The 9848-nt window shown below is 65.8% G+C and carries 15 protein-coding genes; 6 read left to right on the top strand and 9 right to left on the bottom strand.

What is annotated here, in order from left to right:
• Positions 1 to 143: 143 nt before the first annotated feature.
• Complete coding sequence (locus tag K330_RS0102095; protein WP_051145431.1) at positions 144 to 833, bottom strand: GNAT family N-acetyltransferase; 690 nt, start codon at positions 831 to 833, stop codon at positions 144 to 146.
• Between the two features lie 230 nt (positions 834 to 1063).
• Here K330_RS0102095 and K330_RS0102100 point away from each other — a divergent pair, with 230 nt between their 5' ends.
• Positions 1064 to 1543, top strand: a complete 480-nt coding sequence (locus K330_RS0102100) for a GNAT family N-acetyltransferase (protein WP_022920204.1) — start codon at positions 1064 to 1066, stop codon at positions 1541 to 1543.
• A gap of 71 nt (positions 1544 to 1614) precedes the next feature.
• Here K330_RS0102100 and K330_RS0102105 read toward each other — a convergent pair whose 3' ends face one another.
• The 3 genes from K330_RS0102105 to K330_RS0102115 all read right to left on the bottom strand — a co-directional run bounded on the left by K330_RS0102105 (position 1615) and on the right by K330_RS0102115 (position 4248).
• A complete protein-coding gene (locus tag K330_RS0102105; RefSeq protein WP_022920205.1) occupies positions 1615 to 2238 on the bottom strand; it encodes a hypothetical protein in 624 nt (207 codons plus the stop codon).
• A 90-nt stretch (positions 2239 to 2328) separates the two neighbouring features.
• On the bottom strand, positions 2329 to 2784 hold the full coding sequence (locus K330_RS0102110) for a hypothetical protein (protein ID WP_022920206.1): 456 nt from the start codon (positions 2782 to 2784) through the stop codon (positions 2329 to 2331).
• Positions 2785 to 3216: 432 nt separating this feature from the next.
• Positions 3217 to 4248 carry a 1-aminocyclopropane-1-carboxylate deaminase/D-cysteine desulfhydrase gene (locus K330_RS0102115; RefSeq protein ID WP_022920207.1) on the bottom strand — a complete coding sequence of 344 codons (1032 nt, stop codon included), beginning with the start codon at positions 4246 to 4248 and terminating at the stop codon, positions 3217 to 3219.
• A gap of 103 nt (positions 4249 to 4351) precedes the next feature.
• On the opposite strand from K330_RS0102115, the gene K330_RS0102120 reads away from it, so the two are divergent.
• Positions 4352 to 4852: an Lrp/AsnC family transcriptional regulator gene (locus K330_RS0102120; RefSeq protein ID WP_022920208.1), complete on the top strand. Its 501-nt coding sequence runs from the start codon at positions 4352 to 4354 to the stop codon at positions 4850 to 4852.
• A gap of 211 nt (positions 4853 to 5063) precedes the next feature.
• On the opposite strand, the gene K330_RS18565 is transcribed toward K330_RS0102120, so the two are convergent.
• Positions 5064 to 5372, bottom strand: a complete 309-nt coding sequence (locus tag K330_RS18565; protein ID WP_022920209.1) for a LysR family transcriptional regulator substrate-binding protein — start codon at positions 5370 to 5372, stop codon at positions 5064 to 5066.
• 152 nt (positions 5373 to 5524) lie between these two features.
• Between K330_RS18565 and K330_RS0102130 the strand changes: the two genes are divergently transcribed.
• Entirely contained in the window at positions 5525 to 5809 is a 285-nt protein-coding gene (locus tag K330_RS0102130; RefSeq protein WP_022920210.1) for a hypothetical protein, read from the top strand.
• A gap of 42 nt (positions 5810 to 5851) precedes the next feature.
• Here K330_RS0102130 and K330_RS0102135 read toward each other — a convergent pair whose 3' ends face one another.
• The 3 genes from K330_RS0102135 to K330_RS0102145 all read right to left on the bottom strand — a co-directional run bounded on the left by K330_RS0102135 (position 5852) and on the right by K330_RS0102145 (position 7076).
• Positions 5852 to 6154, bottom strand: a complete 303-nt coding sequence (locus K330_RS0102135) for a hypothetical protein (protein ID WP_022920211.1) — start codon at positions 6152 to 6154, stop codon at positions 5852 to 5854.
• Between the two features lie 118 nt (positions 6155 to 6272).
• Positions 6273 to 6665, bottom strand: coding sequence for an Imm51 family immunity protein (locus K330_RS18570; RefSeq protein ID WP_156875653.1), 393 nt, complete (start codon positions 6663 to 6665; stop codon positions 6273 to 6275).
• Positions 6666 to 6773: 108 nt separating this feature from the next.
• Positions 6774 to 7076 carry a putative quinol monooxygenase gene (locus K330_RS0102145; protein WP_022920213.1) on the bottom strand — a complete coding sequence of 101 codons (303 nt, stop codon included), beginning with the start codon at positions 7074 to 7076 and terminating at the stop codon, positions 6774 to 6776.
• Between the two features lie 236 nt (positions 7077 to 7312).
• On the opposite strand from K330_RS0102145, the gene K330_RS23505 reads away from it, so the two are divergent.
• Together K330_RS23505 and K330_RS18575 are read left to right on the top strand one after the other, a co-directional pair.
• Positions 7313 to 7582, top strand: a complete 270-nt coding sequence (locus K330_RS23505; protein ID WP_022920214.1) for a DUF6191 domain-containing protein — start codon at positions 7313 to 7315, stop codon at positions 7580 to 7582.
• A 59-nt stretch (positions 7583 to 7641) separates the two neighbouring features.
• A complete protein-coding gene (locus K330_RS18575) occupies positions 7642 to 8106 on the top strand; it encodes a cupin domain-containing protein (RefSeq protein ID WP_051145433.1) in 465 nt (154 codons plus the stop codon).
• A 406-nt stretch (positions 8107 to 8512) separates the two neighbouring features.
• Here the strand turns inward: K330_RS18575 and K330_RS0102160 are convergent, their stop codons facing one another.
• Positions 8513 to 9166 carry an SMI1/KNR4 family protein gene (locus K330_RS0102160; protein ID WP_084617071.1) on the bottom strand — a complete coding sequence of 218 codons (654 nt, stop codon included), beginning with the start codon at positions 9164 to 9166 and terminating at the stop codon, positions 8513 to 8515.
• Positions 9167 to 9284: 118 nt separating this feature from the next.
• Here K330_RS0102160 and K330_RS18580 point away from each other — a divergent pair, with 118 nt between their 5' ends.
• On the top strand, positions 9285 to 9677 hold the full coding sequence (locus K330_RS18580) for a UPF0158 family protein (protein WP_202804489.1): 393 nt from the start codon (positions 9285 to 9287) through the stop codon (positions 9675 to 9677).
• Positions 9678 to 9848 lie beyond the last annotated feature (171 nt).

Below are 9848 nucleotides of genomic sequence, written 5' to 3' on the forward strand. Positions count from 1 at the left end.
TCTGCCGCACCTCGGGAGTCTCACCTTGTCGCGAAATACTCATCGGCCGGGGGTGGGCAGCCTGCTGACCGTCTCCCACTCGCCATCAACGAAGGAGGCCAGGAGCGGCGTGATCGCCGAGGGCGCACGTCATCCCAGGCCGGTCACCGGGTTTGGAGATTCTTGCGCTGGCGTCCTTGCGTGTCGAAGTTGGCAGGGTTGAGCCACGTCTCGAAAGCAGCGCGAACGGCAGGCCACTCCTTCTCAGTAAGGGCGAACCACGCCGTGTCGCGATTGCGGCCCTTGTACACAAGCGCCTGGCGAAAGGTCCCTTCGTATGTGAACCCTAATCGTTCGGCAGCCTTCCGTGACGGTTCGTTGAGGCTGTCGCATTTCCACTCGTAGCGCCGGTATCCCAGGTCCTCGAAGACGTAGCGCATGAGGAGAAACTGCGCCTCGGTCGCCGCCGCTGTGCGTTGCAGGACATGAGACAAGACAATAGAGCCGACTTCGATGACTCCATTAGCCGGGTCATGGCGCATGAGCGCGAGGGTGCCGAGTGCCCTACCAGTTGCTGCGTCGGTGAGGGCGTAGTGCCGAGGATCGGGGCTATCGGCGGCAGCGACCGACCACTGGTAGTAGCTTTCAAACGATAGAAACGGTCCGAAAGCCATGTAGGTCCAAGCACGGTCATCGCTAGCCGACGCGTATGCGGCATACAAATCCACCGCGTGTCGGTCTGGGTCGAGACGTTCGAGTGCGCAGAACCTCCCGCTCAGTACATCCGCCGATGGGAGGGGGGCCGATGCCCAGCCAGGCACAGGGTCGCCGACGGGCTGATCGAACTCGTTCATCCTGGGCAAGGAAGATCCTTCCGATGCGAGGGTATGCTAGGAGCGCCTGGCTGCCGATTCTAGGCTCGAGGGTGCACGCTCCTGCCGCTGTCGTCGCGTAGCGTCCGACCATGCCGCAGGTCGGACGCCTGCTTCGTGCTGAAATCCGTCGCGGGTCACTCGTCGGCTGTGGTCCAGACAGCAGCTCTCGACACCGAGGGCGCCCACCCGTCATACCTTGAGGTATGCCTGTGACTATTCGCCTGGCCCGCCTTGACGACCTCTCCGCCATCGAGCGATTCGCGCTCGACGTCGTGCCTGCTCACTACGCTCCGATCCTCGGCGATGAAGGCGCACGAGCACAACTGCATTGGTGGACGACGGAGCGGATGAAGCCGGCCGTCGAAGCCAGTCGCGTCCATGTCGCAGTCGAGGGCGAGAAGATCATAGGAGTGGTGCAGATCGGTGTTCTGGGCGAAGACCACGTCGTATGGAAGCTGTATCTGGCGCCTGAGTTTCGCGGGCAGTCCATAGGGGCAGATCTACTGCAGCAAGCCATCGAACCCCTCCGAAGGGTGACCGACCACGTCCTTGTCGAGCACTTCGCCAGGAACACCGAGGCCGCCAAGTTCTACGAACGAGAGGGCTGGACCGTCGTGAGCGTTGAACCGTCTCGGAGCGGCGACCCCAACGCCGCGGTCGTCTGGCGCCGGACCACGTGGGCCACCTGAGGGGACTGCCGGCCCCGGACTTCGAGCGTTCGCGAGCGCACTACTCTGCCGCTGGGCGCCTGCCAGGGCAGTTACCAGCTGTCGGCGTGCCAGGTGATGCGTTCGTATAGGTCGCGCAGAGTGCTGGGTGCGTTCCGATCGAAGTGTCCTTCGATCTGGCGCCTGATGAGCACCCTCACCAAGCGTCTGGGCTCGATCCAGCCTTTGGCGGTGCCAGCCACCGGCATATTTCGATCGATGTTGTTCGCGGGTCGCCGGGGGCCGGTCCTCCAGTCCAGGGCTGGGGAATTGGACACGACCACTTGTCCTAGATGTCTCGCAAGCAGGTCGATCACCCACAGCGTCGACGGAGCGAACACGCTGTAGTGGATTCGGTCGTGACTGAACCACGAAGGGAGCTCTTCAAGAGGCCCCAATGCGTCGAGAGTTGGGTCGTTACGCGACCAGGGATCCTTCGCGTAGTCGTATCCCTCTTGCCAGCCCAAGGGCCAGTGGGCGACGGTGACCTCCCAGAGGGGGTGCAGGGTGTCGGGCGTTGCTGCGTGCGCCAGGGCAGGGTCTGTGCCGGTTCTCGTGAGCATGCTGGCCAAGCGTGTCTGGCTTCCCGGCAACTCGGCGAGAAACTTCTGCAGATAGGCCTCGGCCTGTGGCTTAGACAGATCGTGGAAGTGCGGGGGCAACGTCGCATTGACCACAGGGCAGACCCTAGGGGACCTGGCGCCAGACGCACTACTCTGCCGCTGGTCGTTGGTTTCGGACTGGCTTCCCCGTACGCTGCGGACTCGTCAACGAGCAGCAGTGACCCTCGCTCCTAGGGGCTGACGTGCGAGGGGAAGTTGCTCTGTTAGGAGCCCGGTCAGCCACATCGACAGCAGGGCCGCGCCCACCGCCTGTGCCAGTGCTGTAACGCTCACCACGGCCAGCATCATGCGGATCCGATCAACGTTCACGAAGTACGAGACCAGGCCTGCCTCAGCGAGCATCGCCGCGAGCACAAGAGCCAAGCCCGCCACGAGCAGCAGTCTCGAACGTACCGTGACAGGTGACCGCCCGGTGACCTTGATCAGGACGGCGAACGCGATCGTCACGGCCCCAACAAGTGCAAGGAGTCTGCCGACCATTGGCAATAAAGCCAGTACGAAGTTGATGAGATAGTCGACCGGGACCATGGGGGCGACCCGCAACGGGGGTTGCCCCCACACCATCAAAAGGCTGCCGAGAACGGCCAGCGCCAACCCCACGACTGCGACCCTGCGTGCCATACACGGACACTAGCGGCCGAGGCGCCACGCGCGCTTGCACGGCAGCCGGTCCAGCAGTAGGAGCAGGCGCAGGACGCCGGGGGGTGAGCCTCGCCCTCCCACCCCCTCATGGGCAGTCACCCAGTCGAGCTCGGCAACCATCCGGAAATGCCGCGAGGCGCGCGACGTTGCACAACTCGCGCTGGGAGCTCCTGATCGTGCAAGTCTTGCCGGTTGCTGTGGCGCGGGTGCAGACCGTTCAACCGCTGACGAGAGGTCTCGCTCTCGTCGGCCTTCCCGAAACACGGGTTCGGCATCCGCACGGCGCGTCCCGTTCTCGTCGCTCGGGTCCCGTGGCCTTTGTCCTCGGAGATACTATGCGGCCCTCCGAATGGCCAGACCCGTCAACCTCGACCCAGGCGGCGACGAGCGCTAGAGCCGGAGGTCCCGGAGGCGAGGCAGGTTGGCCCACACTCTCGCCGCCAGGCTCGGGTCGAACATCGAGTGGTAGCCGCCGGTGTGCCAGAAGAGCACCGGCCCCTCGATGAGCCCTCTCCCGGCCAGGTCGATGATCGCGGCGACGGCCTTGGCGGTGTAGACGGGATCGACCACGATCCCCTCAAGCCGCGCCATGAGGTCGATGGCCTCGGTCACCCCCGGAGCCGCCTCGCCGTACCCCTCTCCCAGGTAGTCCTGAGTCAGCTCGAGGTCGGAACCGGTGACCCGGAGACCCGGCGCGACGAGGTCGGCCCCCTCGTTCGCGAGCCGGAGGTAGGTACCCGGGACGTCCTCGTAGACCTCCCCGGCGACGACGACGCCCAGGATGCGCGTGGCTTGCCCCCGCAGCGTCCGCCCCAGGACGAGCCCGGCGTGCGTGCTGCCTCCCGAGCTGGCGTGCACGATAGTCCTTGGTGCCACGCCGTGTGCGGCGAGCTGGTCGGTGGCCTCGAGGTAGGCGTGCGCGAAGCTCGCCGCCCCACGACCGGTGGCCGAGCCTATAGGTAGCCGGTGCACCCGCTCGCCAGCAACCTCGAGCTCGCGCACCACGTCCGTGGTCAGCCCCGCCAGCTCCACCCAGGACACGTCGCCCACGAGCCGGAGGTCGGCACCGAAGAGAGCATCGAGCAGGAGGTTGCCCACCGGCTCCTTCGGTTCGTCGTGGCAAAGCACGAGCGTGCACCGCAGACCGAGGGCGGCGGCAGCGGCCGCCGCAGCACGAGTCGCGTTGGAGTGCCGGGATCCCTCGGTCACGATGTGGGTCGCCCCCAGCGCCCGCGCGTGGGCCAGCTCGGCCTCGAGCTTGCGCACCTTGTTGCCCGCCAGACCGACCGAGCCCAGGTCGTCTCGCTTGCACCAGACCTCCAGCCCAAGGTGATCGCCGAGCCGGGGCAGCACCTGCACGGGCGAGACGAACCCTCGCAGGTCGATCCGGGGCAGGTCGAGGTGCTCGGGTTGTGTAGTCATGCCTGAGAAATGTAGGCAGGGCAACTCAGATGCACAACCGCTGAAACACCAGGTATGCAGATGCATAGTCCAGGTGGGTTGCGCTTGGTGTAGCGTCGGTCAGGTGCACACCCTCGACGCGGTCGATGCCCGAATCCTCTTGGCCCGGGACGGCGACATGGACGCCTCACTGGTCGAGATCAGCGCTCGGCTCGGGATCTCGCGCAACACGGTGCACGCGCGCCTGAAGAAGCTCCGTGAGGGCGGCGCGCTGCGGCCGCCCAGCACCGCCCTGTCGCCGGCGGCGCTGGGACGTCCGCTGCTCGCCTTCGTGACCGTGTCGGTGTCGCAGCAGGAGATCGACCATGTCTACGCGGCGATCGCCGCGATCCCGGAGGTCGTCGAGACGCACACCACCACCGGGGACGCGGATCTCATGCTCAGGGTCGTCGCGCGCGACACGGTCGACCTGCATCGGATCACCCAGCGCATCCAGCTGGCGCCAGGCGTGCACCGCAGCAGCACGGCCATCGCGACGACCGAGGTCATCGCGCCCCGGATGTCCCTGCTGCTGCAGCGGCTCGCGGGGGACGGCCAGGCCGCGGCACCCCACCGCAAGCCATGAGGCGGATCACCGCCGAGAGGACGATCCCCAGACGCTGACCAGCCGCGGTCTGCCCCGGCGGATCCTGCACGAACGGTTGCGCCTGCGGGTGGGCACCGGCCGCGGGCCACAGAAGGCGGGCCTGTGCCAGCGGGGCGTCCTCGATGGGGAGGTAGGCGATCTCAGGAGACTGGTGGTTGTAGGTGGTGGCCTCGGCGGTGATCCCGACGGCCTAGCCTAGGGTGATTCGGGCGAGCCACTCGTCGGTGTTCGCCACGCGGACGGTGCGCGGCGATGGACCGTGGTGGGCCCACAGGTCGGCGGTGGCCGTGGGGGCGGTGGCACAGACGGCGAGCGGGCCTTCGGACAGCTCCTGGAGGGTGACACTGGTCTGTTGCGCTCTGGAGTCTGTGGCGGGCAGGGCCGCGACCAGCTTCTCGGTGAACAACGTCAGCGACACCAGGTCCGAGTGCGCCGGGTCAGCGGGGGGCGAGGTGCGGACCAGCGCGGCATCGATCTGGCCGTGCCGCAGCGCCTGCACTGGGTCGGCGGGCCGCGCCGGCTCTCAACCAGTACGTCATCCGCAAACTCGGCGACGCATCCTGACGGATATCCGGAAATGCCGCAAGTGGAGATGAGGTCGAGCTCTCCGGCTGGCTCTGACGGTGGCCAGCCGGGAGTAGCCTCACAATTGTGTCGAGTAAGGCGGAGCGGCGAGCTGCGCGGGAGGCAATCGCTGCATACCACGAGGCCGAGCTGGCCAAACTGGTGGAGCGGGTTGGTGAGGCGATCGACGCTTTCCGGTCGGGGCAGCTGGACGCCTTGGAGGTCGACCGAGTTCTTTTCCAGTACTCGCGGGCGGCCAAGGAATTGTGGAAGTTCTGCGATCTCGGGTCGATCGAGCTGACCGCGTCCCTTATCAACCGCGACGAGCCATCGGTCGATTGGTGGGACCGCGGCGCACCGAGACGGCGGTGACCCGCGAGTCGTGGATCTGCACGTCACGCACGTGGGCCTAGGTCACGCCGAGGAGTTCACCCTCGCGCTCCTTCGGAAGTACCCGATAGCGGCGGTTGCGCTTGCCAGAAAGGCCACCGAGATGGCGATGACGGCTACTCGTGCCGCGCCAAGGTTGGGCAACGGAATCGCGTAGTACGCCAGATAGACAAGAAGCATCGCGCTGGTGAGCCCGACAGCGACCCAGCCGAGTCGCGAGCCTGCTCGCGCAGCGACACCACCGAGGACGAGCGGCACTCCAATAATGACCAGCAACCACGGGGCCTCGGCGATGTCGCGGACGATCAGCTGCGCAATGTCCGGCACGGCTCTCCTCCTTGAGTGTCATGTCATGCTGCCTAGCAGTATGGAGGCAATGCCTGAGCACCCCCTGTGCTCGCCCTCGAACTCACTGTATTGCCGCATGCAGCTCCTGGACTCGCGCTTATCGCCCGTACCCCTCGAGGATCACACCGTCCGCTTGGGCGCGCTGCAACACGCCGGTCATCGCCGCGGGTTGGTCGACCAGAGGCTGCAGCAGATCGCGCAAGTCCTCAAGGTCCGTCCGGTCGCCGTAGACGGCAAACATGCTCCCTTCCGAATCCATGTCTAATCGCGAGACCAAGGCAGGAGCCATGTAGGAGGCCAGTCCTTCCCAGAACGCGCCGTTTGGTTCCTCCCCTACGGCCTGCACGGCTGCGTCCGAAGGTAGGTCTCCCAGGTCGAGGGTCAACGAGGCTTTCCCCTCCGACTCGTCGGCGAGGCGGAAGCCGCCTCGGTCCGCACCAACACCGGCGTCCTCATGCGACTTAAAGCGAAAGCGATCAAACAGGCCCATGTGCAGAGTGTGCACCACTCCTCGGTTCTCAGGGCCGTCCGCTCCGGGCGCCGATCACGTCGTCGACCTATCGCGGCCAGGACGGAGGCTGCCGGAGCAGCTGTCCGCTCAACTCCTGAGTGGCGATCCGACCACGTCGAAGCGGAATCCGCCCATCTGCCCGGACAACAAGGGGCGCGCTTCCCGGATAGCCGCTTGGACGCTGTCCAGCTGGAGCGACTCGTGGTGCGCCTGCGCGGAGGTCCAGACCTCCGCCACGAAGACGGTGTCAGGGCTCTCCTCACTCACACCCACCTCGTACAGCAGGCAGCCAGCTTCCTCGAGATCGGTGCTATGACGAGTGAGGATCTCGACGAGCTGGTCCCGCTTGCCGGGGAGCGTCTCAAGAGTTCCCACGTTCACGAAAGACATGACCCGAACACTATCGGCGCTTTTCCGACGGCGGCGGTGCGCGACTGCCTGCAGGGGGCCACCCTGACGCGCACCCCCAGCGCGGAGCTCTACCGCTAGGCGGGTGCCGTATGCCGGGTGCATGGTGCCGCGGGGAGTGTTCCGCGGAACACCCCCGCCGCTGCGCTGGCGCGCTATCGCGCGCCTGCCCCTTCGTAGGTCGGACGCTAGGGTCAGGACAAGGAAAGGCGGGCGCCATGAGCTGGGACGACCTCATCGAGTTGTTCAACCCTGGCCACAGGCACCTGGCCCAAGAACGGGATCGCAAGCGGATCGAGGCTCAGCTTCCCGGTTCGGAGGCCGACGACGACCCTCATGCTGCCGGGATAGATCTCGACCGCGGGATCATCTTCCTGCCTAAGGCTGAACAGCACGGGAGGACGACCCCTCCCGGTGACGACACCTGCCGCGATCGTTGCAGCCCCCTACAGCCGACCACCCATCCGGTATCGCCGCAGGCCGAGTGATCGTGACACTCGCGGTGCGCACTGGCAGTCTGATGGCCAGCAACTTGGAAGGAGTCGCCGTGTCGTCAGTGTTCTTCCTTGATTCTGGTGGCGAGCAGGTCACTGCTCTCGGGTCGACGTATCAGTTGAAGACCGACGGCACCCAGGTCGCCATGGCCTACTCCGCCATGGAGGAGGAGTTCTGGGGAGAGACCACACCGCTGCACACCCATCCCCACGCCGAGGAGACGTTCTACGTCTTGAGCGGGCGGGTCGAGGTCTGGGCTGACGAGACACCGGTGAGCGCATCGGCTGGCGCGTTTATCGTTGTGCCAAGGGGTACGGCACACGGCCTACGCCGGCTCTCCGATGAGCCCGTTCGCATGCTCACTCTGATCTCCCCTCCTGGGTTCGAGAAGATCTTCGCCGACGTGGCCAGGATTGGTGAGGAAGAACTGCTGGCTGACCCAGACAGGCTGCTCGCCCTTGCCGAGAAGCACGGCACCAAGATCCTGGGTGACTATCCCGTGCCGGGCCACGCGTAGAACGTCCTGTTCTGTAGCCGCACTGCGAGTGAGTGGGACCTACCTCTGAATGCGTGCGGCGAGCACCGTCAGACGACATGATTTGACTATGACCGGTGCCGACCGAGCCAGATGCCACAGGTGTGGCGGCGACAACTTCGAGCGGGTTGAAGACACGTCAGCCAGCGGGGCCGTCACCGAGGGCTTCTTCTTCGGAACAGTGGTCCGCCTTGAGTATCGCTGCACCGCATGCGGAGAGCTGACGAAGCTGATCCCACCTGGTAGGGACGAGCGGTATCCGACTCGCGGATGACGCCCTGTACTGCCGCTGTGAACGCGTAGCGTCCGACCATGCCGCATGTACCCAATCCGGCTCAAGCCCGCCAACGTGCGCCGCGTGAGGGCGCCCCGATCGCGGCATGTTGCGTTACGGGAGTCCGATCATGGCTTTCCAACGCACGGCGTGCTCGCCGTGAGGGTCGATCATGCCGTCGGTGGGGTTGCTGAAGATGTGCCACTGGCAGAACTCGGGGCCGGGCTGGCCAAGCGGGCTCCAACGCTCGAGCAGGTCGGTCAGACTGGAGGCCATGCGGTAGCCGTTCCCGGCGTCGGTGAGCCCGTGAGCCTCTAGGTAGATGACTTCACCGGCCCGCTCGGGGTGCAGATCGACGGCCAGGTAGTCACCGTTTCCTACCGCGCAGATGGGCAGCGTCTCGCGCCAGGGCTGACCGGCTGCGTCCCCCGGGTCGGGAAAGATGATGTCGACGGCCTGCTGCCTGTGCTCGTTGAGCAGGGGTAGGTGATCCAGCCGGAACCACGTCGAGCCGCAGAAGATGTCGTCGAAAGGGGCGGGGAGGTCCGCTCCGTCGGGCACCCACCAGGACCACTCGACCTGTCGTGTGATGGTCAGGAACGCCGTTCGCAGGCTGTCCGGCAGCGTGAAGCCCAGCTGCAATTCGACCGCTGCCACCTCCGTCTCGGTCGCCGGCGCATGCACCTTCTTGTCCTTAACGTCCAACCCAAACCGCTCAAGTGCCGCAGCACACCCATCGAGTTGACGAACCAGCTCCCCATAATCCATGGACGCACGCTACTGCCGGGGCGAGTGCGCCTGTGCGGCGGCATGGGGCGCGGTACCCCATGAGGTGGCCGTGGGCGGACTGCTGCCACGTCGACGTCTTTCCTTCTACTGTGGGGTCATGCTCGAGCTCAGCCAGCTTGACTTGGACGAGATCGCCACGGCTCTGTCCGACCAGACCGACTACGACCACCGGTGGCTGATCGACCCAAAGTCGGGGCAGGTGGCTTTCTGGACCTCGGACACTGGCCTCGACGGGGAGAACCCCGTGGACCTTGGGGACGTGGACCTCGCGCCCATCGATCCGCTCCCGCCGTACGTCTGGTATCAAGACATGGCCGACTTCGCGGATCGGATCAGCGATGATGCTGCGGGGCGCCGACTAGCACGAGCCATTGCAGGCAAGGGCGCCTTCCGGCGGTTCAAGAACGCGTTGTACGAGGAGCTTCCCCAGCTCCTACCGGCCTGGCACGCCTTCCGAGAAGCCCGCGCCAACAGGCGAGCCGTCGAATAGCTCGCGGATGAAAGTCTCATCCCGGAGGAAGACGCCGACCAGTATCGAGAGAACCACCCCGACCCCGACGTGCGCTAACCACGGAGTCCAGCGCCCTTCGGGGCACATACTCACTTGCCGCTGTGAACGCGTAGCGTCCGACCATGCCGCTGTGAACGCGTAGCGTCCGAC

The sequence above is a fragment of the Ornithinimicrobium pekingense DSM 21552 genome (assembly GCF_000421185.1).
Taxonomy (GTDB): Bacteria; Actinomycetota; Actinomycetes; order Actinomycetales; family Dermatophilaceae; genus Ornithinicoccus; species Ornithinicoccus pekingensis.

What these genes read in the sequence shown, in the direction of transcription:
- K330_RS0102115 (WP_022920207.1), bottom strand. Translation starts at nt 4,248, where the DNA reads ATGACTACACAACCCGAGCACCTCGACCTGCCCCGGATCGACCTGCGA.
- K330_RS18570 (WP_156875653.1), bottom strand. Translation starts at nt 6,665, where the DNA reads ATGGGCCTGTTTGATCGCTTTCGCTTTAAGTCGCATGAGGACGCCGGT.
- K330_RS18580 (WP_202804489.1), top strand. Translation starts at nt 9,285, where the DNA reads ATGCTCGAGCTCAGCCAGCTTGACTTGGACGAGATCGCCACGGCTCTG.
- K330_RS0102095 (WP_051145431.1), bottom strand. Translation starts at nt 833, where the DNA reads ATGAACGAGTTCGATCAGCCCGTCGGCGACCCTGTGCCTGGCTGGGCA.
- K330_RS0102145 (WP_022920213.1), bottom strand. Translation starts at nt 7,076, where the DNA reads ATGTCTTTCGTGAACGTGGGAACTCTTGAGACGCTCCCCGGCAAGCGG.
- K330_RS0102160 (WP_084617071.1), bottom strand. Translation starts at nt 9,166, where the DNA reads ATGGATTATGGGGAGCTGGTTCGTCAACTCGATGGGTGTGCTGCGGCA.
- K330_RS23505 (WP_022920214.1), top strand. Translation starts at nt 7,313, where the DNA reads ATGAGCTGGGACGACCTCATCGAGTTGTTCAACCCTGGCCACAGGCAC.